Origin of the sequence: Streptomyces sp. MP131-18, from assembly GCF_001984575.1 — a bacterium.
Lineage (GTDB): Bacteria > Actinomycetota > Actinomycetes > Streptomycetales > Streptomycetaceae > Streptomyces > Streptomyces johnsoniae.
In genome coordinates, this window is record NZ_LZNS01000001.1 from 1,237,891 (window position 1) to 1,261,304 (window position 23,414).

The following is a 23,414-nucleotide window of genomic DNA, read 5'->3' on the forward strand; positions in this document are numbered from 1 at the left end:
GGGGAGGAGGACTCATGAACTGGCCTTTGTGTCTGACTGGCATGGCCCTCGGAGGACTTTCCGGGGGCCTCACTTATGGCTACACGCAGGACACCGCCATGGCCGCCATCGTCGGCGTGGTCGTGTGGCTGCTCTGCTGGCTCGGTGGCTGGCTGACCGTGGTGATCCTGGAGGATCTGTGATCTGGAGATGGTCCAGGAAGAAGAGGCGGGCTCACAAGAGCCCGCCTCTGGCCGTTGTACTGGCCGAGCGGGATGAGCTGGCGCGGCAGGTCAGAGAACTGGAGGAGCAGCTGCGCGCCGTGTCGGCGGGCCATGAGTCCGCCTGGCGTCATATCGAGTGGCTGCGCCGGCGGCTGGCCGAAACCGAGAACCGGAACAGGCACTTCGTCCCCGCTCCGATGGATCGCCCCACTACCACAGTTTCGCCTCCGCTGAAGCCAACCTTTGCGGCAAAGGCCCCGAACCCGCCCAAGACGAAGGCAGTTGTCATTCCGCTGCATCAGATGACCAGGAGAGTGTGATACGTGACCGAACCCAAGCTGAGCATGAAGGTCGGCCCCAAGGCCGTGACCTTCGTCGTCTCTGATGAGCATGAGCAGACGTCGATCCCCGTTGAACGGGATGCGCCACAGGAGGTGATCGTCCAGCGGCTCCAGCGCGTGCTGGCCCGCATGAACGCAGCACCCCTGTGGCCGTCCGAAGAGGATCTGGCGCACGCGATGGGCCTCAAGCCATCGCCCAGGCCGAGCAGCAAGGCGTCCACCCGGTCCGGGTGGGCAGCAGTCGTGGGCGACACCAAGCCCGAGCTGCCCTCGCGGCTGCGAGGCGACTACGAAGAGATCCCCCCGGAGGAAAGTGCGTGAGCCTGACTGTCACCTCTGCGAGGGAGGGCTACGACCGGTGGTCGGTGCGGCGACAGGTTGACCTGAGGGGCGCGCCCCTCGTGGAGGTGCTGACCGCCAAGGGGACCCCGACTCCACACCGCCACCGCTTCCGGCCCAACTATGCCGTGATCCACTACTGGTGGGTGACGGGGAGCGCGACCGCCACCACGGCCGACATCGCGGTGAACGGGCCAACGGTACTCAAGTCCGGACGGCACGGGACTGTTCGCTCAGTCTCGTGGTGCATGCACGACGCCCCTCCGTGGCTGGGGCCGGTGGTGTTCACCCATGCCCCCGAAGAATGGAAAGAGTGTCTGTGACGGATCTGGAGCGGACGAAGGAGTTCCTGGAGTCCCTGGGCGTAAGGGGCTTCAAGGAGGTCACGCACGAGGACAGCATTGCTCTGGTCCTCCGGCCGGGAATGCACAAGGTTGTCGGCTGGAGTGAAGCCCTCCTGGTCTGGCGTTTTCACCCGGACGGGACGTTCAAGGAGATCGGGGTTTGGGAATGAGCGACGGGGAGATGGGGGCAGTTCTGCCCGGAAACGGATGTGCACCATGACCGAAGAACAGAAGCCCCCGCCGCCGAAGCAGCCGGAGCCCCCGAAGGACCCGAAGCCTGACGGCTATGGCTGCGCACTGTGCGGTACAACCTCTGGCCGCTGCCAGAGCCTCAACAACCACGGCTACATCAACTAACAGTGCCAAATGACAGAAGCCCCCCGCCTTTCGGCGGGGGGCTTTTCTGCGTTTCAGGAGTCGTTGCGCTCGTCCAGAGCCTGCTGGACCGCCTTGCGGATTCGCTCCGTCAGCACACCATTGGTGTTCTTGTGTATCTCGTTGATGGTCTGGTCCTGTCGGGTCAGGTGGTTGACCACGAAGACGGCCGCCAGGACCGGGGTCACCAGCCCAACATACTCAGCCGTCTCGGCGCCCTTGACGGTCAGAGCCACAAAGCCGCCGACCACCAGCGCGAAAACTCCCAGCTGCACGATCTTGTCGGCCATATTCACTCCCTAGTTCCAGGTGGCCTCAGGCGGTCCAGGAGGGCCGCCGTATCCCGGTCCAGCACACCTGAGACCGGAAGTCTGAAAAGCCTCTGAATGCCCGCTAGGCGCGTCGAGAACGCGTCGTCGGGGATTCCCGTGGGCTCCATGTCCAGAGCCCTCTGAGCGGTCCTCACAGCCTCGTATTCAGCCTCTGTGAGAGGCGCGAGGATCTGTTCCCGGGGCATCCAGTCGGGCATGGGTCAGTCCACTGACCGGGCGATGGCGGCATTCGCCCAGAACATCGCCTCTTCCAGCTTGATGATGGCGAGGGCCTTTTCGCGGCCGTCCGGACAGAGTTCGTTGATGCGATCCGCCGCCTGACGGATTGCCTGCCGGGCAGAAGTGTGCTCGTCTCGCTTCTCCTGACGGCTGGCCGCATGGAAGGCGAATCGGTGCTCGATATCCAGGGGGTCCATTGCTTCTCCTCAGGTGATGGCATCCGTCACTGTGCGCAGACGGATATAGATGTATCCGCCCCAGCCGCCGCAGTTGGCCGGCGGAACGGACTGACGGAACTCGTACTGGTCATCATCCACCACAACTTGAGTGGTGGTGTTGGTCCGCAGATCCTGGAGGGCGATGACGTCGCCCCGCTGAATGATCTGCTCAAGCGCCTCCAGGCGCGGGAGGGTTCTCCCCTCCCAGCCCACTATCTGGCCATGACGGTCCTGTTCGTGGTCAAAGGCCAGGAGCGGAAGCATGAATACGCGCTGGCGGATCTCCCCCGGCAGAGCCTTGAACTGCCAGCCGGTGACGACCGGCCCGGCAGTGGCGTCCGTGGCGTCACGGTTGATGGTCAGCTTCAGCTGAAGCCACTCCGCGACCGTAACCGGAGAGCGGAGAAGTACATTCTCGATGGACGCGTTCCCGCTCACCGTGATGACGTTGTTCTCGCCCCCAGTGGGGTCAATTACGGCAGCAGTAATACTGCCGTTGAGGGGGCGATCATTGCGCACCGTCAGGAATTTGAAGATCTTCTCAACAAGGGTGTTGTAGCGGACCCTGCCCGTGAAGAACGTGCCAGTGGGCTCCAGCTCGGTCGCGTGCTCCACGCAGGAGCCTGAGCCCCGGACGGAGAAAACGGCCCGGTCCGAGTTCCCCAGCAGAGTGACGCCGTCCACCTCCCCGGCAACATGGGCCTGGAGGTCCGTGGCGTATGCGTGGCGCAGGGATGCGCCAGGCCCCTGACTCTCCATGGGCTGGCCCAGGTCCACGCGGTACAGGCCGCTCTGCCCATTGATGGCGTTCTCCGCGCCGATGAAGAAGAAGCGGTCATAGCCGACCATGCTGCGCACCGGCGTCTCCACCAGCAGGGGCCCGTAGACGATGTCTCCGGAGTCGGTCAGCTCACCGACCCTGAAACCACGGCTCGTGCCGATGCCGACGTAGGTTCCCAGGTAGGCGGACATGTGCAGTACGACCTCCCCATGGGGGAGGGATGCAGCCTGAATACCTCCGGAGAGGACGGGGACACTGCCGTCCGTCTCCAGTGTGAATTTGTAGATGGCGCTCTTGCTGCCGGAGTACCCGGCTACGTAGATGGCGTTCGTGCCCTCGGTGACGGCGGTCCACTGCCACCCGGCCGCCGGGTGGGTGTACACCGGCTCGGGCAGCGTAGGTGGTGTTCCGCCGGCCAGCTCGTACACGGACCGCCCGATGCCAGCCATGAGACGGCCCATTGCCCAGCCGACCACCACGTGAGGGTCCCCGGTGTTCCATGCGAGCGTCCCGGCCCCTGAGCCGGTGCCCTGGTAGATGCCCACCTCATCGGCCGCGTAGTAGTCCTGGCCATCCGTCGTGAGAGACAGGATGGTCTCCGTGCCACCCCACGTGACTGCGGTGTGGGTGGTGCCATCCGAGGACGTGAGCACCGTGTCAGCGGCGCTCCAGTACCTGTCTGTGCCGTCGTTGTAGCCCAGGACATGATGCGGCATGGTGGTCGCCGCAGTGACATCCAGCTCGGTCCTGCGCAGCAGGCTGAGTCTGCCGTTCACCCAGGGGTTCAGGCCCACAGAGCTGCCGTACTGGATGGCCCACTGATTGGAGACGTCCGGGTCCTGATAAAGCAGGCCCTCCCCTCCAATGAACGTGGCCTGCGACCGGAGCCACCAGTCCGCCAAAGATTGCTCTCCGGGGATCTCCTGGTTGTCGAACTGCTCCTTGCGGATCTGCGCCAGCTCGCGCGTGAGCGGGCGATCCGGATTGATGGCCAGCATGAACGGCATGCCGCCTATGGCTATGTCGTAAGAGGCGTCAACCGGCGTGTAGGTCTCGCTCGCGCCACCAGAGCGGCCACTGAGCGGCGCCGGTATCCGCGCCGGGAGCCTGGACATCAGCCCACCCAGCTCAGGGAGCAGAGGATGTTCGTCCCGATGCCAATAGTGCTGTTCGGCATGGCGGTGCGCAGCACCATCTGTCCGGACTCGTCCACCCGGGCTTCGCCGGAGGTGATCCCGTTGGACCATGAGGCGGAAGTCTGAGCCGGCGGCCTCCAGCCGCTGGGCAACGTGCACATCAACGTGTCATCGATGTTGCCCGTCGAGCTCGCCGAGCGGCTGACGCTGTTGGTCATCAGCACCGTGACGTAGTAAACGCCGCAAGTGCGCCTACCGGTGTATGCGTTGGTGCTGAAGCCGCTGGCGGCGCTGGGTGCGCCCATGGTCTCGACTTGGGCGACGAACCGATCATCAGTGGCCAGAAGATTCGCGTCGGAGCGATAGAGGGTGGTGTCGGCCCCGGCTGCGCCGGAGCCCCACAGCATGCGGCCGTCCGCAGAGAGAATGAACCTGCTACTGGTGTCCTCACCTACTCGCGTCGCGAGGGCGTCAGATTCGACCGCCGGGCGAGTGACCCGCAGCCGGGACGTGGTACCCAGCAGGGCTTCGCCCAGGCGATAGAGCACCGTATCGGCGGTCGCCGTGCCGTCGCCCCACGCCAGGATTCCATCGGCACTGAACTGGAGCCTGGCCGCCTCGTCACCCGTGACGCGCACCTGGAGGGCCAGCTCCCCTGTGGCTGCCTCGAAGGCGGCAGCATCAGCGAAGTCGGTCCCGCCAATGAATACCGGAGCCCCGCTGAAAATGGGCGCCGCGTCGAACGTGGGGTTTCCCTGGAGGGTGCCCGAGAGGTCAGCCCCGTTGAGCTGGGCCGCGTTGATGGCCGGAGAGGTGAGCGTCTTGTTGCTGAGGGTCTGGGTGTCCGAAGTACCCACCACGGAGCCGGAGATCCCGTGGACGCCTGCGGAGGCGTCTTCGTGGGCCCGGAAGTCCTGGAGATCCACGGCGTTGACCACGTGCTTGACGACGGCTCCAGCGCTGTGCGCCTGGGCCGACGTGCCGCCAAAGGCGCGGGTCACCGTCCAAGTGGTCCCGGCCGCAGCCGTGACCGCAACCAGCTCCTCCGCGTCCGTCTCGTAGTCCAACGCGACGATGAACGGGAACTGCGCCGGGTAGCCGGCGGCGGAGGCCACCACGATGGTGGTGTCCCCGCTGCCCGCGTTGCCCGCCAGCTCGGTAGTGACGGCGGTGTTGGAGTAGTAGTAGTCAGGCACCGCTCACCCCTGGAACGTCTGGTAGGTGGCCAGATCCTCGAGCTGCTTGCGGCGCTCCTTTGCAAGCGCCGTCTCGAATAGACCCTGGTAGTAGGCGGCAGTGCGCAAGGCGCTCTGTTCACCCACAATGCGTCCGCGCTCGGCGGACTCCACGGCCCTCTGCTGGAGCCGTCCGGCCTCATATGCGGGCGTCAGGCGGGCGCAAGCGCCCCACTTCACGGCCTCTTCCGCCGTGGCGGGGAACCCGGTGTCAGTGAAGTCCTGACCTCCGAGCACGAGTGGGCTCGGAGGCTTGTTGTAGACGATGCGATAACGGCGGCCGGGAACATTCCCGTCCAGGAGCTGAGCGCTCTTGCCGCTCGGAAAATAGCCGGGGTCCGCGTTGCCGTTATAACGCACATTGGGCTTCGGGGTCCACATGCGGGAAGGGCCGATGGTCTCCCCGACCACATACCAAATGCCCTCGGCGTCAGCAGGCAGTTCGTACTCCCAGATTGCCGCAGAGCACACAATCTCGGTGGTCTCCAGGACGTTGAGATCCGGATACATGAACGTGATGGTCTCGTTGATTGCGAACTTCACGTCGCTCCGGGGGAACGCCGGAGCGGTTGTCAGCAGAGATCCCGCGGCGTGAGCCGCCGGAGTGGTGCCGGCGTAGCCGCGGCCGTTCACGCCGCCCATGACGGTCACAGTCCCTGTGGACGCGTCGTAGGAACGCGCGAGAATCAGTTCGTCGTCGATCTCCACGACGCCACGGCCGACCTGGCGCACGTCGCCGGCGTCCACGGTGAACGCGATGTCGGTCTCGGAGATGGGAGCCGTCACCTCCGAGACCTGTTCCTGAGTGAGGGCGTAGCCCATGAGCTGGCGGCGTACCGCCTGCACGAGCTGATCCAGGGTGGACATCAGGCCGCCATGATGGTGGCCGTCACGGTGCCGGCGCCGCTGGCGTCCCCCAGGTCCGCGCGCCAGTACCGACACGCCATGCCGGTGGCGCTCACTGTCACCGTGCTCGCGGCCGGAAGGGAAACGGTGGCAGTCGTGGATACCCACGTGGTGCCATCGTGACTCGCCTGGATAAGGATGGTCCCCCCCAGCTCTGAGGCGCTGGTGGCGATCACAGTGCATGTCGTCACAGCAGCGCCTGCGTCCAGGGCGGCGCCCGTAGCCGCGGACGTCACGGCGTCCAGGGATGTGACGGCTGTCGCCTCAGCCGGGGCCACGGCCACCGTCCCCGAGACGCCCACGGTTCCGGCGATGGTCGCCGTGCCATCGATGCTCACAAGCCACGGGTCAGTCCCCGCGGTTCCTTGGTTGGCGGTCGTCGCCCCCCCGCCGCTGCCGCTGGTCACCATCAGCTCTCCCGCCTCGGTGACACGCGCCCGGTGCGTCTGCTCCGGGTCCTCAATCCCTACGTATTGGCCGGGCATTACGCCTCCATCGGTGCGGCCTGGGCGAAGTCGCGGCCATAGGCCGCGCCCGCCTTGTCGGATAGACGCACGGCCTTGTCCACCACGGGCCGGTTCGTGGATTCGGGTTGTATGCCCTGCCTGACGGCATCCCGGTAGGCAGCTAGGTCTGCGTCCCACCTCTTCTGTCTGGTGCCGTCCAGACCCTTGCTAGGGCTTGCGAGATAGGTCTTCACGGCCTTCGCCTGGAGGCACTGGCCGTAGCTGGCATGGTCTTGGGTCTTGCATCCGGAGGTGCACGTCATGGCAGCAGCTCCACGTCTGTGATTTCGAAATGGGGGAGCTGGGCGGCGGTTGCCACCGACCCAGTGGACAGGTGCCAGTACCGCCCCCGGTACGTCGTGTTGTCCGCCGTGACCGCGTACGGGCCCACGTCCGTGCGCCGGAGAATGACCTGAGTGGGGGTCACATCCGTCTCGAAGGTCATGTAGGTGTCCGCCACGGGGGCATCCGTGGTCACCGTCCCGAGCTGTGTTCCGGTGGTAGAGCCCTTGACATGGCTGTAGAGCTGCATATCCCCGCCGGCGCGCATCACCACGTGATAGCCGCCGGGCGAGGAGAAGTCCCCGTCGTCGTCATTGGCGTTAGAGAACTGGTACACGTCATCGGTCTGGCGACAGAACGCGATGCCGCTGTGCAGGGTGGACGTCGGCAGCACCGGCCACTTCATCCGCCAGGAGATCCGGTAACCGGAATCGGCCGGGGCCCGGTGGCCCCCCATGAGGAGGCTCTGATTGGGTCCCACATTGACGTACAGGCCCCCTGCGCCGTCGAACTTGGGCGCGTAGACCGGATCATACCGGGCCACTCCCAGAGTGCCCGGAGGGGCGATCTCAGCCACGCTGGGGGCGCTCGTGAGCGCCAGTGTCTGGTTGAGGTAAATCCACTGCGCGGCCATCATGCCGCGTACGCCGAGGGAATTCAGGCGCTGATAGTCCACCGTGCGGTGAACCTCCCAGCAGATGACCGGCTTGCCGCGGGCCACGACAGCGGCCATGCGCGCGTCGGTCATCGCCACGGGAACGCCCCACATGTCTATGTTCGCGTCTACCGCGTCCATCTGGGCGTCCGTGGTGGCGGCATCCACATACCCCCACGTCCTGAATCCGTTACTGCGGGCCCAGGCGAATGAGTTGCTGAGGTAGTACCCCTTCCAGACGATCGACCGGGCCGAGTCCGGATAGTGGGTCGTGATCAGATCCTGGACGAGCGGAACGCTCGCATTGCTCTTTGGCTCCAGAAAAATCACGACCTTGCCCCAGAAGCGGTCGAGCACTTCCCGCAGGGTGGGAATCGGCTGGGGGGTCCAGCCGGGGCCCAGCAGCCCGGAGCCCACCGTCACCTGAACGGTTTCCCGGAGCTGCGCGTAGGTGTAGCTGGCTACCGGGCCGGTGGCATTTGTGGTGCGATCCAGGGTGGCATCATGCATGCAGACGGGGACGCCGTCCGCCGTGGTCTGCACGGAGACCTCAATGGCCCTGGCGCCAGCGGCGGTCACGCCACTGTAAGCGGCCATGGTGTGCTCGGGGAACTCGCCCCCGCTGCCGCGGTGAGCAATCCAGAACTCGGAGTCGGCAAGAAAAGCGTCCAGGCTCGCCGGCTGGCGGGCAAAGCGGCTGTCGGCCCAGGAGCGCAGACCATGGGCATCGGCAAGGACCTCGTGGCCCGTGATGTCCTGGTCCAACTCAACCAGGACCGCATTCAGCGCCTGGTCCCAGTTGGGCTGCCCGCGCGAGGGAACCTGCATTTCAGTCTCCGTAGGGGCCTGTCCCGTAGCCACCGCCGCCATAGGAATCTATGGGGGTGGCGAATTGGTCCTCGGCGGCAACGCCGGCCGCGATAAGCGCGGCCTTCGTGGCGTCATCCACCTCGTAGGTATGGCCGCCCATCCACCAGCGATAGGCGTCCCGGATCTCATCCTGAGTGGGGAAGCGGACCTCCCGGAAAACACCGGGAGGTCCCTCCAGGACCGTCACGCCCCGGGTCAAGCTGACCCGGTAGAAAAGGCGGTCCGTCCATGTGACGGGCCCCTCTTCCACGGTGGGGGGCGTGTAGGACCACATCTCAGTCAGGGGCAACGGACGAGGTGGTCTCGACCCGAATCAGGCACTGATCGCGGTACCGGCCCCACCCGGCCACGCCGTACCAACCCAACGGCCTGAATCGACCCAGCTTATCCACGATCGGCCCGGCCACAGGGTGGAATTCCTCTCCCACGGCCTCCATGAGGGCCTGGCGGCCCACGTAGTAGGTGCGGAAACGGCGCACGGTGTTGTCGCCCGTACCGGCATCCACGGCGTTGTAGCAACGCGGGGATTCGATGTAGTAGGCGCCTTCGTAGGTGCCGATTTCGTTGGCCCAGATGTTGCCGACCGCGGAGTAGTTGTGCGGGTCTCGCCACGCCGCGGCGCCGGTCTCTTCTTTCAGGTCGTGGGCGACCTGAGGGTGAATGAAGCACCCGAAGAGAGAACCAAACTTGGGCGGAGCCAGGTTGGTACGGAGCTGCGTAGTGGTGAAACGTGCCAGGCCGGACGTGAAAATGTCCGTGGCCGTCATTGTGGTGGCGGCCGTGGTGGCGGTTGCGTTGGTGACGTAGGTCAGATCGCCGGCCAGGCGCTGGAGGAGATTCGGGCCCCCGCGCAGGGTGGTCTGCACGATGGTGTCGATGCTGCTTCGGGCGTTATAGCCCAGGATGTTCGTGACCGCCGGGTCAATGTCGGTGAGGCTGAACATCCGCAGCTTGCGAGTCAGCAGAACCGGATTGCCGTACTCGGTGAGCGTGATGGTCTTGATGGTCGGGTTGCCGAGGGCAACCGCGTCCGGGTCCACGGTCTCCGTGAGCGGGGCGGTCTGTTCCGCCAGATCCTGGAAGATCTCCAGGTTGACCGTGTCGCCGGGGTTGGTCAGAGAAGTCGGGCGCTTGTCGGCCAGAACCCGGAAAACGGGCTCCGCACGAAGCTCGAACTCGAAAGCCTTGTCCCATGCCGCCTGTACGGCATTGGACATAGCAGTTGTGTCGGTATACGCGTTCGCCATGGTCTCCACCCCCGATAAGGGGAGTCGAAGGGATCGAGGAGATCAGGACCAGGTGGTTACCAGTCGTGCTGGTTACCCTGAGAGCGCATGTATTCGGCGTACTCCTGAGGAGTCTTGATGGCGGCAATCCTTGCCGCCGTCTCCGCGTCAGATCCCGCCGGAGGGGCGGCGCCTGCGCCGGCCTCGGAAAACGCCTGCATGGCCTGCTGGTCCTGCGCCGGGACGGTCGTGGCCGGGGGTCCCGCGGGTGCCTGTTCCTGCTGCTCCTGGCCGCCCTCAGGGGCGGTGGTCGGCAGCTTCGCCAGGGCACTTCCGTAGTTCTTCAGCCAGTCGTCCAGCTTTTCGGGCTCGCCCGTGAACAGCACTGCCGCTCCCGGCTCATAGCCCTTTGCCCTGAGCGTGTCCGCCACGACATTCTGGCGCTTCTCCGCCTTCAGGCTTTCGTTCTCAGCCTGGATCTCCTTGAGCTGTCCTGAGACCTTCTCCATGTAGTCGCGGAACCACTTGGGCCCCTGACTCTGGTCAGGCTCACCAGCTCCGGAGTTCGCGTCGAACTCGTCATATCCGTAAGGCGTGCTCATTGGCTTGTCTCCCGTCGATCCCTTCGCGGCCTACGCGCCTCCCGGGGGAGAGGTCTGTGCTCCGCTACCGGACTCTATTTCGAGCGGGGCCGGTCGATCCGCTCAAATGGAAGAGTAAGACCACTATGCGGATACCTCAACCTAAGTTTAGGTTTGCTGGAATCCAGCGCCAAGGCCAGCACGAGCGGAACCAGCTCGGCCACTGAATGCAGCACGTTCCTGAGAGCGCAGGCGGCGACTACGGTTCGCCGACGCAGAGCCCGAGACGAACTCGGCCTGGGCCGCCTGCTGCTGGTCCCAGTCCACGAGGCCCCAGCGCTGGGCAATGCCGCGCATAGCGTCATAGCCCTCGCTGATACGACCCCAGCCCTCCTCTGCCCGGTCGGCCGTAATCCCCATCGTGGCGTAGCCCTCGAACTCGTCTCGGTACGCCTGAAACCCACGACGGATAGCCGCAGCTCCGAACTGGGCGGCTGCGGCCTGCTTCTCCAGCAGGGGGGTGGCCCTGCTGCGGTCCAGGAAATACGCCGTCAGGTAGCTCTCATCCACGCCGTACATCTGCTGGAGGGCCCGCTTGTACTCCGGGTTCGCCTGCGTGGTCGCCTGGACGGCCATATCCACGCGCTCCTTGATTTCGGTGGGGCTCACGTCCCCGGAGATCCAGTGCGTGAAATCGGCGGGGTTGTCGTAGAAACCCTTCGGAAGCCCCGCGTCCTGGAGGATCTGCCGGTATGAGGACTCGGCAGCCAGGTACTCCGCCGGGTTCAGCACCGGCATACCGGCCTTCTGGCGGGCCTCGTTCCCCGCGAACCGCTGCTTATATTCCTTGGTGTCCTGGAGGAGGATGGCAATGGTGTCGGCCGAGTATCCGTTCTTCGTGTACTCGTAGATTTTCCCCGCCAGGGAGCCCAGGCCATAAGAGCTGAAAAGGGCGCTCAGGGCGCTGTAAGCGTCCCTCGCGGCACCTGTGAGGAGTTTCCCGTACTCGCCACTCAGCTCGTACACACGGGACTGTGCAGCCTGTTCACGGGCCTGTGTGTCCGCCAGCCCCTTCTGGGCCGCCTCCAGCTTTCGCTGGAACTCCTCCTGCCGCTTGCCAACAGTGTTCTTGACCTTGTCCTGGTAGTAGTTGACCTTTGAGTTCCACCGGCCAGCCCACTGGGACTGCTCCTCGTGAATCTTCTTCTGACGGGCAATCTCTTTGGTATTGGTCGCCGGGGGGTTATAGCTGATGGTGTCCCGGAACTCAGGCGGAATGTACTGCCTGGAGGGCAGCCCATCCGCCGGGCCCCAGCCGGTGGGCGTGGTCATCTATGCCTCCTCAGTAGGCCATCTCAGTAGGCCATGCCGAAGTCGCGGAGCACCTGATGGGCTACACCCATCATGGAGTCCTGAGCGTTCTTGGTCTTGCGCCATTTCGGGTCATTGCGCAAGGAGTTCTCGAACTCCCACATGGGCGTAGGCTGGCCGTCATCCCGCCCGCGCATGGCTTTGCTGATGTGGGAATTGCTGATGGCGTCCAGGTCCGTTTCCGGTAGCTCCAGAATGCGGGAGACCGCCTCAATGAAAGGCGCGGCCAGATCCTGAACACTCATCCCCGCCTTGATCTGAGCGCCATACGCGGCGTACCGGCCGGCGCTCTGGCGCCGGATGTACGTCTCGTGCTCGGCTATGGTGCTCTTGCCGGACGCGATCTTCCGCGTGGCGTTCTCGTACCAGCTGAGGCTGTATTTCATCCCCATCTGATATGCCAGGTCGTGAAGGTCATCCCAGACGGCAGCCGCATCTCCCCACGCCTGACCGTGTTTGAACGTGATCTTCGAGCCAAACCAGTTCTGCAACCGCGCGTCATCCCACCCCAGCGCCAGCTTGTTGTAGACCGCATCCCACAACGCGCTGGAGGAGATTCCCTTGACGCCCACTCGGGCGGCGAGAGCCTTCATCGACGCATAGGCATTGTCGCGATTCTGCTTCCAAGTAGCAGGGTCGGTGTACCGCAAGGTCACGTACTCGCGAAGCGTGCTGGACTGCGAGCGCCACCACTTAGTGTTGCGTAGCGCCGCCTGGAATCTGTCAGGAGACCATGAGCCGGCCGTGGCCTTGTCAAAAAGCCTCTTCAATTCCTTGTTGCTGTTGATCAGCCGAAGGTTGAGCCCGAATGACTCAGCCTGTTCTGAGACAGTCATCCGTGGTGTCTCCGGGGCAGAGTAGGTAGTGGCCTGAGCTGAGGTCTGCGCAGACCCGGCATTGATTCCAGAGGCTATGCGGAGGACTGAGTCCACATAGCCCTTGATGGATGGTCCGCCGCTCTGTGAGCGGGTGGACATGTGCAGGTTGGGGTTGCCTGAATACCAGGCGGAGGCGGCGCCACGGGCGCCGTACTTGTTCCAGTAGGACCGCAGCTTCCCGCGGGCAACCGCCTCCTGAGCCTGCGGGTTGTTCAAGAACTGCTGAGCGCTCAGACTGCGGCCGTAGTACTGCTTCGTCCACGGCCCGATATTCGGTGCCAACACCTGATACTTGCCGTAGGCCCGGCCGTATCTGGTCTGCGGGCCTACGGCGTTGTAGCGGTTACCGCTCTCCTGCTGGGCAATTGCCGCGAAGAACTGCTCGAAGGTTATGGCCATTACGCCTGCCTGGCGATAAGGCCCATGTCGGCCAGAACCTGTTGACCCACAGCCATAGCGTTATCCTGCGCCGTCTGCGTCCTTCCCCAGCGGGGGTCATCCCGCAGAGTCTGCTGAAAATCCGCCAGCGTCATCGGAGTGGGCCCTCCGCTAGAGCCCATTCGGTTGATGGCGTCACGAATCTGCGGGGTGTACAGGTCTACGTCCGTGTCGGGTAGCTCCAGCTCCTCCGCCATCATCTGAATGTACGGAGAGGCGAGATCCCTGACAGATTCGCCGGCCTCAATCTGCCGGGAGAATCCGGGATATGTACCCGCCGCCTGCTGCCGCAGAGTGGTCTGCACCTCCTCCATGGTCGAGACGCCGCGGATGATGTACTGGGCGTAGTTTTTGACCTGCTGCTCAGAGACCTTGATGCCAAGCTCGTAGGCGAGGCCCGTGATTTCCTTGGCAGCCGTTCCGGCCATCCCGCCCAAGGTGTGCTTGTCGGTGAAGTCGATGTACTTCCCGAGGAAATTATTGATCTGGGCTTCGTTCCAGCCGAAATGAACCACGTTGCGCGCCAGCTCGGAGAGCTGCTTGTTGGTGAGGATGGCGCCCGCCTGCACGGCTGCCGCCCTCAGCGCCTCGCGCTGCGCCTCCATGGACGCCCGGTACGAAGCGGGGTCCGAGGCCGCGAGGACCTGCGCCTCCCGGCTGGTTTTGCTCGACTCTCGCCACCACTTGGTGTTCTTCAGGCTCGCCTGAAAACGCCCCGCCGTCCACTGCCCGGTGGTCGCCTCCTTCAGTAGCCCTTTGAGTTCGGGCTGCGAGTCAAAAAAGGCGTAGGACATGCCATAGCGCTCGGCCAGTTCCGTGGCCTCCAGGATGGGTGCAGGGACGCTGTCCGCCCCTCCCCCGGACACAGAGCCCGCGCCACCTCCGGCGACGCCCTGGACGCGCCTGCCGGCCATGAAACGGTCAGAGTAATAGCTATCCCCGAGGGACGAGATCTTGACATTGTCCCCCGTGCGCGGGGCGTGAATGAATTTGCCCCCGCCTATGTAAATGCCGACGTGATCCGGACCGACTTTTTTGCGGTCGGTGTCGAAAAACACCAGGTCGCCCGCGGTCAGCTTGTTAAGCGGCACTGAGCTGCCGACGTTGATCTGCTGGTAGGTGACCCGAGGGAGCTGAATTCCGTGAGCAGCGAATGCCTGCTGCACGAGTCCCGAGCAGTCCACACCGGAGGTGAGGTTGTTCCCGCCCCAGCGATACGGCGTGCCCAGCGCCGTGCGTGCTGTCTGGATGATCGCATCCGCAGATATGGCCATCATGCCCCCAGTTGCGGGGCACCGAAGACTGCGTTCTCCAGCGCATTCGCATAGGTCGTGGCGGCCTGGACGTCCGCGTACTCTTGCGTGCCCTTGACGCGCTCCTCCGCCAGATACTGCCTGCCAGCAGCGTCAACGCCGCCAGACGTCGTGGAATCCGAGCCGATGATTTCCCCAGTGATGGGGTCATGCTCGGTCGTGGTGGTCCTGGTGACCGGAGCACTCTGCTCGGCCGCCTGAAGCGCTGAGGCCCAAGCGGTGAGCTCGCCAGCGCCAGGGTCGCGGCCCATCAGCTGTTGGAACGTGGCCACCGCGACAGCTTTGGCCGTCGCCGGATCGGTCAGATTCACGGCCGTGTCAGTGGTGGTCTTGAACTTGGGGCCGATGTACCGGCGCTCACCGGTGACCATGTTCACCTCGAAATCTGGATTCGAGGGGTCCTTGCGCCACCCGGTCTCCGCAGTGCCGCTCTGGCGGACGTAGCCAGAAAGGATGTCCCAGGGGGTCACCTTCCGGTCGCGAGCGCCGTAGAACGCCGCCTGACCCACCAGTTGCTCCCACAGGCGGGCTCCCTCCATTTCCCCGCTATCGGGCGCCAGGAGGCCGCTCAACTTGCCCTGAGCGATGAAATCCCTACGCGTCCGCGCCTCCCACTCATAGAACTCCATGATGGCTTCTTCGCCCGTGATCCATCGTTCACGCATCCCCCCGCCGCGAATATCAACGTTGCGAGGGTCGGAAGGTGAAAGCGGAGTCCGCTCTCTACCCATGTAAACGTCGCCCGGGTATGCGGAGTCGGTCTCCTCTGGCTGCTCCTGGAAGGAGCGGAAAGCGTCAACAATTGCCTGCTGCTCGGGACTCAGAACACCTACACTGCCCCCGCCGCCAGATCCTCGTAGGGCCATCAGGCCGCCGCCCCTTCCTGTTCCAGCAAAATCATCTCGTCTTCGACGTCGATCCCGAGATCCCTTGACAGGTACCGGGAATGAAGATCGCCGAAATTGGTGTCGCTCTCCACGAGCTGCCCCACGAAGGCCGACCACGCACGGCGCAGCTGCGTATTCCCCTGCGCTCCGAGAGTGGAGAACTCGCGGGTCGCCAGCGTCTCCTGGAGAACCCTACGGCCGGCCAGATAAGTCTGGAGGGTTCTCAAGTCGCTGCGGTCCGGGTCTCGCTCCAGCATCTCCGAAGAAACGCGCTCAAGCGCCGGGATCAGCCGCTCATACTTCCGGGAGTCGAAGCTGAACCAGTCCTGGCTGAACTGCTCGTTATAGAACGGATTCTGCGCGCCGTCCGGAAGGACGGGCTCAGCAAGCATCGCGACCATAGCCGTGCGCGTAGCAGCAAGGTCTTCCGCTCCGGGCTCGTCCAGCGAAACCAGATTGCGGTTGACCAGCTCGGCGTTGATGCCGTTCATGAATGCCGTGTACTGGGCCCAGCCCAGCCGCCGCCGATTCTCGTCCATCGCCTCCCGGGCAGTGAGACGCCTACGCTGAGACTCCGCGTCTCCGGGCTCCAACGGCGTGTTGAGCTGATAGGAGTACGCCTCGGGGCTGAAAGGGCCCTGCCCCTCCGGGCCAATGATGAGACTGCCCAGCTCGGGGTTCTCGGCCAGGATGTCCGCATACTGCTGGCTCAGCTCCACGCCTGCGCGCGTAGCGGGTACGCCCGCCTCGTGCTTGCTCATCGACTGGGCGAAGATGAAATACTCCTCGCCAAACCTGTTCAGGAACTCCAAGTCAGCCGTCTCGGGGTTCTGGCGCTGGAGATTGCGGAACTGCTGACGGTAGAACTCGTAGGCGTCCCTGCGCTGCGTAGCCATGGGCTGGATAAACGAGCTGGCAGCAGAGAACATCCAGTAGTTGCGCGTCTGGTCGGCTATCTCCTGGGCGCTCGGCATCGGCTTGTTCATCTGCTCGTGCTCGAAGATAGCCCGCTGCGTGATCTGCATTTTGATCTGCTGGTAGCGGTAGTCCGAGGTGTCGAATGCCGTCAGGAAGTTCCGCACCGTGGACGGCGCAGCCGACTGTGCCGTCCGCATGAGCGGATTGCTCGCGGTGTTCGGACCGAATGGCAGGATGCCCAGATGCCGGGCCAGCTCGGCCTGGCTGGGCTTGTCCTTCACGAACTCGTTGACGGGGATCTGCACAATGGGGCCCACGCCTGGGTTATACCAGGGGTCTCCCTGTGTGACCTGGTTGATTGAGTTCTGGCTCAAGCGGAAGTTGCCACTACTGCGCTCAACCCCCAGGGCCAGCCCGATATCGGAGTTGGCCAGCCACTCGGGCATACGGCCGACAATCCACCTATCCCCCTTCGGGGCGAGCTTACGTTCACCCGTCACGGGGTCAACGAAGGTCCCATCAGGGAAAATGTCATTCCCATCCGACGTCTGAAGGTGCCCCGTGTAGGCCGGCGCGTTGTAGAATTTCGCGGCGTAGCCCAGGATCTCGGGCTTGTCGCCGATGATCCGCGCCCAGCGTTGGAAGGACTCCGCGGTGGCGGAGAAGAACGGCGAAATGAAACGCAGCGCGGCTGCCGCGTCCGTCTGATGAGAGATGTCAAAGGTCATGCGCCGCATGTCCCGGTGGGCGATCCGGCGCGCTGTCTCCGCTACTCGCTCCACCTCCTCCACGGTGGAAGGCCGCGCACCCTGCCGGGTGCGCTGGGAGACGATCTGGCGCAAATGGCCTTCATAGAGCTGATTGAAGAGGGGGTGGCGGCTCATCGTCTTGGCCGGGATGTTGACAGCCATGTCGTACCAGCGCTGCATGATGCGGTTCATCGCCTGATACCCCTGCACGCCAGCCTGCCCGAGCTGGCCCATATGGACATCAGGTCGCGCCAGCGCCTCCATTGAATCCCGCAAGAACTCAGGACTCACGCCCTCCGGAGTCAGCGCCTGCTGGCGGATCTCCGGCAGGGGAAGGTATTCGTCCACCTCGAAACGCCCGCGGGCAACAATGTCCTCCGGAGTGGTTACGTTCCCGACGCCCAACCGGCGCCAGTAGCTCTGCCCCTCCGGGGTGTTCTTCAGCCAGCGGACCACGTCCGCGTCTGGCGTCCCGGCAACCAGCATGCGCTGCATCTGATCCCCGGCGATCTGCGCATTGATTGCATGGGCCCATGCATCTGCGTGCATCACCTCATCATCGACGGCAGAGATTGGCCGAGCGCCGTTATCAAAACTGCGGACAAGGTTCGCATGAATGAGCTGGCGGTTGGTTTTGAACAGCTTGTCGTACGCCTGGCCGGGGCTGATGCGCTGCATCCAGTATTCCCCGCGCTGACTGCCCGCCAGGGCGGCCGGGTACTGAACACCGTCCACAGTGACTGTCTGGCCGCCCTGGAAGCGCTTCTGCTGCCTGGCCGCCAGGTCGTCTGCGTCCCGTAGGGCCAGGTCGCGCAGATCCTCCAGCTGCCGCACGCGCCCGCGCAAGTCAATCAACGGCTGCATGTCTGCCGCCGGAATGCCAGCCTGACGGGCCTGGTCGGCTGCGTCCATCTGCGCCCGGAGTCGGGCGGCGGTCCTGGTGAGCCCGGCTCGTATACGCGGGTCCGCGTTCGCCGGGAGGGCCTGGAGTTTTTGCTCCGCCCTGTAATGCTTGTCGGTCGCGCGGATGTGCGCCCTATCCAGTGCGCGCTGTCGGCGGCTGAGGTTGATTGCTAGGCGGTGCTCCTGCGGACGCAGGAGGCCCAATTCCTCATCGGCGTACTGCACCTCGGCCCGACGCATGCGCTCGGAGGCGACATCCAGTCCCCGCGTGCTGCGGTGAACGGCGTTGGTGAATGTGTTCTTCGCGCCGTATCCGATACGCATAGCCATGGATGCCGTGCCAAGCGCGGCCCATTGACTGGCGATGTCGTCGCCGAGTGTCCTTGGTATGTAGCCGAGCCTGAGTAGCGTAGCGAACTTCCAGTATTGGTTCAGGCTTTCGCCTGCGGCAGCAGTCCAGTCCCTGGCGCCGCCGGCGCTTTCCCTGAGCGCGCGGAATCGGGATGCGTTACGCCTGACCACGCGGTCGAACTGCTCCAAGTCGTCCAAAATGTAGTTGTTGACGAGTCGGGAGACAGTGTGTGGGCGGGGGTCTATGAGGACCCCGTTGCCGTCTTCGAATACGTCTACGCGGATGGGCTGCTGGCCGGGGCGGTCCATCCGCGCTGTGCTGTACTGGCGCAGGTTGTCCACCACCGCACCACGCCGGGCGCGGGTTGCCTCCCACAGCTCCTCGCCGGCCTGCTGAGTGAGGCCGTGTTTCTCCGCAATGCGGGCCATTGCTGCCCGCTGGAGTTCATCCAGGAACTGGCGTCGTTCGCCTTCGGTGGTGGTCTTCAGATATCGGTTCAGGAGGTTCTGACGCTGACCGCCGGTCAGGCCGGGGATACGCGCCAGCTGGCCGCGCAGCTCGGCTACGTTATCCGTGCTGAAAGCGGCGCCATTGTCCAGCTCCAGGTACCCGTTTGGTTTGACGTTCTTGAGCATCCGGACCATGGTCACCGGCAGCGAGAATGCGTCACCGATGCCCCACAGCCGCGTCTTGACCAGACCGGTATCCACGGGGAGATCCGTCCCCGCTGGGGCGACCACAGGCGTGATCCTGCGGCGGAACTCGCGTCCGGCCTGAGTGTTCGCCGCGGCACCCCGGGCGGGCCCCGTGCTGTATTGCCTCTGAGCCTCTGTGCGGGCCCTGGCAGCCCTGTACTGCCCGCGCGAGAGGTGCAGACGGTCTATCTCGTCTGCGTGCTCCAGAATGGCGTTGTAGCGCGTCACCAGCGCATCATCTGCGTTGATAGCCGTATTGAGGCGGTCCACCTCCTGACGCACCACGGCCTGACTGTTCGCCGGCATGCGCGGTGACCAGTTCGCCAAGTTGTTCTCAAGGATGGACACACGGGAGCGATAGCCGTCCAGGCGCTGACGCGCCAAGGCGTTGGTCTGCATCAGCCGCTCCTGCGCGGCCACATCTCCCAGACCCACGCGGATGAAATCCCGCACCTCATCCGAGCTGGTCAGGATGCTGTTGACGGCCCCCAGGCGCGGGCCCATGCTGCTGCGCAGCGCCATGTCCGTGTTATTGACCAGCGCCGGGTTGTCCCGGTTGGCCGTCAGGAAGTCGACCAACTGATTCATGCGGGAGTTGTTGACCAGGTCGTCAATCTGCCCCGGGGACCAACCGCCTCCGGGACGGACCTTCACACTCCTCGCCGCGCGTGCGGCAGACACTCCCTTGCCAGCAATGACCAGGGGGTCGGCAAACCAGCGGACGGCGAAATCTGTGGTACCGCTGAAGTAGCGGTAACCCAACGACTGCTGACGCAGCTGCGCAATGAATGCGTTGCCGCCCATCGGGTCGACGGGCATGCCCATCTCGGCAAGTGCCTGCTGCTGCTCCTCTGGGGAGAGGCCCCCCCAGCCCTCCATACGCTCAATCCCTGGCGGCGCATAGCGGATCAGCGGAGAATCAACCGCCTGCTGGGCGTTACCCGTATCACCAAAGAGGTGCGGCGCCGCTAGTCCTATGGGGCTCATGGTGGACGCCATGCCCCAAAGTTGCCCCAACGCTCCCCGCTCTGCCCAGGGGAGCTGGAACGCCTGGCCGGGGGAAATGAACTCCGATGCCCGCCAGGTCCGTGCCCACTCGGACGGCGAGAGGATTTGGCCGGGGCGCTGGATCATCAGCACGCCGGTGCTGATCGGCTGGGATATCGCGTTGTCGTAAACCCACTCGTACCCCTGAAAGAACCGCTCCGATGAGCGCGTGAATGCGTCTGCATACGGCGCGTTTCGGGACTCATCTACCTCCCCATCAGGAGAGAACTCCTGATGAAAGAACGGGTTGATGAACCGGTCCACCACGTTGAGGCCGCGGGTGGTGGCCTCAAGACCCCCGGCAAAAGCGTCGCCAGCCTCGCCGGCGGCATTGCCAAGGGCGTCCAGGGTGTCAGTGAGCCAGTTTCCCATCAGATCAGCCCCGGCTGAGGGTAGACGTCAATCTCCTCAGGCGTGCGGAGCGTGCTGTAGGCCAGGCTGTACCCCGCCTGATCCGCCGGAGGTCCATTCAGCGCGAAGTCGTACGCCAGAGCGGGGGCGTCAGGGAACGCCTGGAAGTAGTTTCCTATCTCAGCAAACCAGGTCTCCATGTCACCTTCCAGGGGGTACGCGGCTTTTCAGGTAGCGCACGTAGTTTCGGGTCGCCCTGGAGGCGCCAGGAACATTGGCCATGCGCTCCAGGGCGGGGATCGCAGCAATCAGGTTCTGCATGTCCTCATCCGGCTGGGGCGAGAGGTTCAGGGCCTCAGGGCCGGGGCCCGCCCCCACGGCGGCCCCGGCGGTCACGGGTGTGCCCGGCTGGGCGCTGGGCTCACCAAAGCCCACGAGCGCGGACAGGTCGATACCCGGACCGGCGTCCCCGCCGGGGGTCTCCGACATGGGCGCAGCCTGCTGCATCGCCTGCGACTCCACACCGGAGCCATAGGACCCGCCCGTGGGGACACGGACGGGTTGGCCCCCCTGAGGGCCGTCAGTGCGCTGAGAGAGAGGGCCAGGGCCACTGACCGGCGCCCCTCGTTCGGGCTGCCGGTAGCCGCCCCGACCGGGGGCCGGGGTCGTCATCTACGCTCCTTGATCACTTTACGGATGCCCGTAAAGTGATGGTCAGTGAACCGGGTTGCTGTTCGCCGGGGCGGCAGCGGGAACAGGCTCCAGGAAGGACGTCCAGCTCTTGCCGATGTTGTCGGCCGCAGCCGTGCGGGGGTTGTCGTGGCTCACGCTCTCCAGCGGCATGAGCATGATGTCGTCCAGCGGTTCGCCCTGAAGGGACTCCTGCGGCCGAGCCGCACCGTCGTGGAAACCGTCTCCGAGGTGACTCATGATTTTCTCCTGGTCGTCTTGTGGCCTGAACAGAACTTGGCGGGCCGGGGGCCCTTGCTGACCATCCGGGGGTTCGTGCAGCCATCCTTGGCGCAGGTCTCCTGATCAGGCTTTTCCCCGGTGTCACGAAAAAGGTCGGCCTGCGACTGTCGTCGCGCCGGGCAGCCGATGTGATGCCCCTGGTGGCCGTTCTCGGCGGCCTTGCCGCATCGGTCGCAGCTCATGCGGGCACTCTCCTGGAGACAGAGGCGGACAGCTCAGGACTGCCGCCGGACGTCAGGCCGGCGAGGAGCTGCATCATGTCGGGGGCTCCGCCGGGCCCCAGCTGGGCCTGGCCCGGCGCTACGCCCGCGGGGCCGGGAGGTGCGCCACCCGGAGCGCCACCACCCATAAGGGCGGCCAGCGGATCTGCCGGCGCGGCCTCCTCTTCCTTGGGCTCAAACGCCTTGAGGTACGCCTCATGGAAGGGCAACTTCTGCCGGAGCTTGATCAGCTCCGCCGTCTGGCGCAGGACCTGCGTGGGGTCCATGCCCTGCTGCATCATCACGCCCAGGCTCGCGAGCATGGCGTACAACCCCTGCTTGAGGGCGTCTTCAACACCCTCGTTGTCCACCTGGCGCTGAAGCTCGGCGACGTCCACATCCATCGGCAGCTGGCGCTGCACGAAATCCCTCGGTACCAGCTGGTCGCCGCGGAGCTGGAGCAGGAACACCAGCGCGTTGTGTTGGTTCATGCCCGAGGCGAAGCCGTAGCTGCACGACACGCGATAGCTGCCCGCGATGTCCTTCGAGGGCGTGTACTTCTCCTCGAAAGGCGTTCCGTTGATGACGCCGGAAATCTGCTTCTCAGCGTCAGGCCAGAACTTCTCATCCATCTCAAAGGCCAGCTCAAGCGCCTGCTCCAGCGCATAGCCAATCATGAGCTGGCCCGTGGCGATCTGAGTGTCATAGCCGGCGCCCAGGGCCTCAACGCCCTTACCGGTGATGATGCTCGCGTCGATGTCGCCAGTGGCCGCGCGGGGCGTTCGCGTTCCCCGCTGAACCTCCTCGGCCAAGAGACTCTGCTGCTGCCATGCGGCAGTAGGCATGTCCTGGCCTACGCGGATAACGTCCCGGGGGGACCGGGTGCGGATTACCGCGTCATCACCGAAGGCGATCTTCGTGACATCCTCGGGTACCGCGAGAGGCGCCCTCACGGATTTCTGCGTGGCCTCCAGGCCAAACATCGCCATCTTGCTCTGGGCCAGGTGTGGATAGACCACGTCGTCATACTGGCCGCGCTCCTGGTCATCCCACTTGGGCTTTTCGGCAATGGCTACCATGACCTTGCCCAGCGGGTTCGGGGCCTGGAGAAGGACATGATCCCGGCGCTCTGGCATGTAGAGGACTCGGGTTTCCGAGTCCTCGTACCGCACGACCTCAAGTAGGGAATCCGGAGAGCAGCCCTTGTCAAAGGTGCTGGTTCCGTAGATGGCGGCAGCGTGCTCGGGGTACGCCGCGGCCAGCTTGCCCGCGGCCTCGCGGTACACCTTCACGTACGTGCGGACCTTGCCCCATCGGTCGCACTCGACGTAGGTGTTCATCGGGTTCTCGATGCGGAACCTGGGTGCGCCGACCGCGAAATCCGGTTCCACGATGATGGGCATGCTGGCGTAGGTGTTGTACCAGTCCGCCCCGGTGGGCAACTGCTTGCGCAGGCCGGAGTCGATGACGTAGGAGTACGCGATCTTCGTGCGCTTCGCCACGCGGCGCTTTGCGGACTCGGTGGTGGCCGTGCCAGAGGCGCAGTTGATGGACGGCAAAGCCGCCAGATTCTCCGCCAGCTGGCGCGCGGCGTTATCAATGGCGTTCGCTGTTATCGGGCGCGGCCACGCGTCCGGCAACGACCCCGGAGCGATGTTGTCAATACGCTGTGCGCGAGCGTCGGTGACCAGCTGGTGACGCGCATCGCGCTCGGAGTGCTCGCGCCGCAAGGCGTCAACTCGACTCGCTATGTGCTTGATGTCGCCGTAGCCGTCCATGTCACCACCTCTC

General features: G+C 64.6%; 25 protein-coding genes. 4 read left to right on the forward strand and 21 right to left on the reverse strand.

Annotated features, from left to right (window positions below):
* Window positions 1–14 precede the first annotated feature (14 nt).
* The 4 genes from STBA_RS37590 (at window position 15) to STBA_RS05340 (ending at window position 1,397) form a co-directional block, all read left to right on the forward strand.
* Window positions 15–182 (forward strand): hypothetical protein, encoded by a 168-nt coding sequence (locus STBA_RS37590; protein ID WP_171987647.1) that lies wholly within the window; start codon window positions 15–17, stop codon window positions 180–182.
* Between the two features lie 344 nt (window positions 183–526).
* Complete coding sequence (locus STBA_RS05330; RefSeq protein WP_077058126.1) at window positions 527–865, forward strand: hypothetical protein; 339 nt, start codon at window positions 527–529, stop codon at window positions 863–865.
* Window positions 862–1,206: a hypothetical protein gene (locus STBA_RS37595; protein ID WP_077058127.1), complete on the forward strand. Its 345-nt coding sequence runs from the start codon at window positions 862–864 to the stop codon at window positions 1,204–1,206. The genes STBA_RS05330 and STBA_RS37595 overlap by 4 nt, the downstream gene beginning before the upstream one ends.
* Window positions 1,203–1,397 carry a hypothetical protein gene (locus STBA_RS05340; RefSeq protein WP_077058128.1) on the forward strand — a complete coding sequence of 65 codons (195 nt, stop codon included), beginning with the start codon at window positions 1,203–1,205 and terminating at the stop codon, window positions 1,395–1,397. The genes STBA_RS37595 and STBA_RS05340 overlap by 4 nt, the downstream gene beginning before the upstream one ends.
* Before the next feature lie 240 nt (window positions 1,398–1,637).
* On the opposite strand, the gene STBA_RS05345 is transcribed toward STBA_RS05340, so the two are convergent.
* The 21 genes from STBA_RS05345 to STBA_RS05445 all read right to left on the reverse strand — a co-directional run bounded on the left by STBA_RS05345 (window position 1,638) and on the right by STBA_RS05445 (window position 23,401).
* Window positions 1,638–1,892, reverse strand: coding sequence for a hypothetical protein (locus STBA_RS05345; RefSeq protein WP_077058129.1), 255 nt, complete (start codon window positions 1,890–1,892; stop codon window positions 1,638–1,640).
* Between the two features lie 2 nt (window positions 1,893–1,894).
* Complete coding sequence (locus STBA_RS05350) at window positions 1,895–2,131, reverse strand: peptidoglycan-binding domain-containing protein (RefSeq protein WP_077058130.1); 237 nt, start codon at window positions 2,129–2,131, stop codon at window positions 1,895–1,897.
* 3 nt (window positions 2,132–2,134) lie between these two features.
* Window positions 2,135–2,350, reverse strand: a complete 216-nt coding sequence (locus STBA_RS05355) for a hypothetical protein (protein WP_077058131.1) — start codon at window positions 2,348–2,350, stop codon at window positions 2,135–2,137.
* Between the two features lie 9 nt (window positions 2,351–2,359).
* Window positions 2,360–4,267 carry a hypothetical protein gene (locus STBA_RS05360; protein WP_077058132.1) on the reverse strand — a complete coding sequence of 636 codons (1,908 nt, stop codon included), beginning with the start codon at window positions 4,265–4,267 and terminating at the stop codon, window positions 2,360–2,362.
* Window positions 4,267–5,484, reverse strand: a complete 1,218-nt coding sequence (locus tag STBA_RS05365; protein WP_077058133.1) for a hypothetical protein — start codon at window positions 5,482–5,484, stop codon at window positions 4,267–4,269. Before STBA_RS05365 ends, STBA_RS05360 begins: the two co-directional genes overlap by 1 nt.
* Before the next feature lie 3 nt (window positions 5,485–5,487).
* Complete coding sequence (locus STBA_RS05370) at window positions 5,488–6,390, reverse strand: hypothetical protein (protein ID WP_077058134.1); 903 nt, start codon at window positions 6,388–6,390, stop codon at window positions 5,488–5,490.
* Window positions 6,390–6,914, reverse strand: coding sequence for a hypothetical protein (locus STBA_RS05375; RefSeq protein WP_077058135.1), 525 nt, complete (start codon window positions 6,912–6,914; stop codon window positions 6,390–6,392). Before STBA_RS05375 ends, STBA_RS05370 begins: the two co-directional genes overlap by 1 nt.
* A gap of 280 nt (window positions 6,915–7,194) precedes the next feature.
* Window positions 7,195–8,700: a glycerophosphodiester phosphodiesterase gene (locus STBA_RS05385; RefSeq protein ID WP_077058137.1), complete on the reverse strand. Its 1,506-nt coding sequence runs from the start codon at window positions 8,698–8,700 to the stop codon at window positions 7,195–7,197.
* 1 nt (window position 8,701) lies between these two features.
* Window positions 8,702–8,992 (reverse strand): hypothetical protein, encoded by a 291-nt coding sequence (locus STBA_RS37600; RefSeq protein ID WP_216355911.1) that lies wholly within the window; start codon window positions 8,990–8,992, stop codon window positions 8,702–8,704.
* 25 nt (window positions 8,993–9,017) lie between these two features.
* The gene (locus STBA_RS05395) at window positions 9,018–9,989 is read right to left on the reverse strand and encodes a N4-gp56 family major capsid protein (RefSeq protein ID WP_079251730.1); all 972 of its coding nucleotides are present in this window, start codon (window positions 9,987–9,989) and stop codon (window positions 9,018–9,020) included.
* A 56-nt stretch (window positions 9,990–10,045) separates the two neighbouring features.
* Entirely contained in the window at window positions 10,046–10,570 is a 525-nt protein-coding gene (locus STBA_RS05400) for a hypothetical protein (RefSeq protein ID WP_077058140.1), read from the reverse strand.
* 147 nt (window positions 10,571–10,717) lie between these two features.
* Window positions 10,718–11,881 carry a hypothetical protein gene (locus STBA_RS05405; RefSeq protein WP_077058141.1) on the reverse strand — a complete coding sequence of 388 codons (1,164 nt, stop codon included), beginning with the start codon at window positions 11,879–11,881 and terminating at the stop codon, window positions 10,718–10,720.
* Between the two features lie 23 nt (window positions 11,882–11,904).
* Window positions 11,905–13,197, reverse strand: coding sequence for a hypothetical protein (locus tag STBA_RS05410; protein ID WP_077058142.1), 1,293 nt, complete (start codon window positions 13,195–13,197; stop codon window positions 11,905–11,907).
* Window positions 13,197–14,513, reverse strand: a complete 1,317-nt coding sequence (locus STBA_RS05415; RefSeq protein ID WP_077058143.1) for a C40 family peptidase — start codon at window positions 14,511–14,513, stop codon at window positions 13,197–13,199. Before STBA_RS05415 ends, STBA_RS05410 begins: the two co-directional genes overlap by 1 nt.
* Window positions 14,510–15,178 carry a hypothetical protein gene (locus STBA_RS05420; protein WP_077058144.1) on the reverse strand — a complete coding sequence of 223 codons (669 nt, stop codon included), beginning with the start codon at window positions 15,176–15,178 and terminating at the stop codon, window positions 14,510–14,512. The genes STBA_RS05415 and STBA_RS05420 overlap by 4 nt, the downstream gene beginning before the upstream one ends.
* A 236-nt stretch (window positions 15,179–15,414) precedes the next feature.
* Window positions 15,415–20,472 carry a hypothetical protein gene (locus STBA_RS05425; protein WP_077058145.1) on the reverse strand — a complete coding sequence of 1,686 codons (5,058 nt, stop codon included), beginning with the start codon at window positions 20,470–20,472 and terminating at the stop codon, window positions 15,415–15,417.
* Window positions 20,472–20,651 carry a hypothetical protein gene (locus STBA_RS05430; RefSeq protein ID WP_077058146.1) on the reverse strand — a complete coding sequence of 60 codons (180 nt, stop codon included), beginning with the start codon at window positions 20,649–20,651 and terminating at the stop codon, window positions 20,472–20,474. The genes STBA_RS05425 and STBA_RS05430 overlap by 1 nt, the downstream gene beginning before the upstream one ends.
* Before the next feature lies 1 nt (window position 20,652).
* A complete protein-coding gene (locus STBA_RS05435) occupies window positions 20,653–20,940 on the reverse strand; it encodes a hypothetical protein (RefSeq protein ID WP_143659431.1) in 288 nt (95 codons plus the stop codon).
* A gap of 225 nt (window positions 20,941–21,165) precedes the next feature.
* Window positions 21,166–21,381 (reverse strand): hypothetical protein, encoded by a 216-nt coding sequence (locus STBA_RS05440; RefSeq protein WP_077058148.1) that lies wholly within the window; start codon window positions 21,379–21,381, stop codon window positions 21,166–21,168.
* A complete protein-coding gene (locus tag STBA_RS37050) occupies window positions 21,378–21,605 on the reverse strand; it encodes a hypothetical protein (protein WP_143659432.1) in 228 nt (75 codons plus the stop codon). Before STBA_RS37050 ends, STBA_RS05440 begins: the two co-directional genes overlap by 4 nt.
* Complete coding sequence (locus STBA_RS05445) at window positions 21,602–23,401, reverse strand: hypothetical protein (RefSeq protein WP_077058149.1); 1,800 nt, start codon at window positions 23,399–23,401, stop codon at window positions 21,602–21,604. Before STBA_RS05445 ends, STBA_RS37050 begins: the two co-directional genes overlap by 4 nt.
* Window positions 23,402–23,414 lie beyond the last annotated feature (13 nt).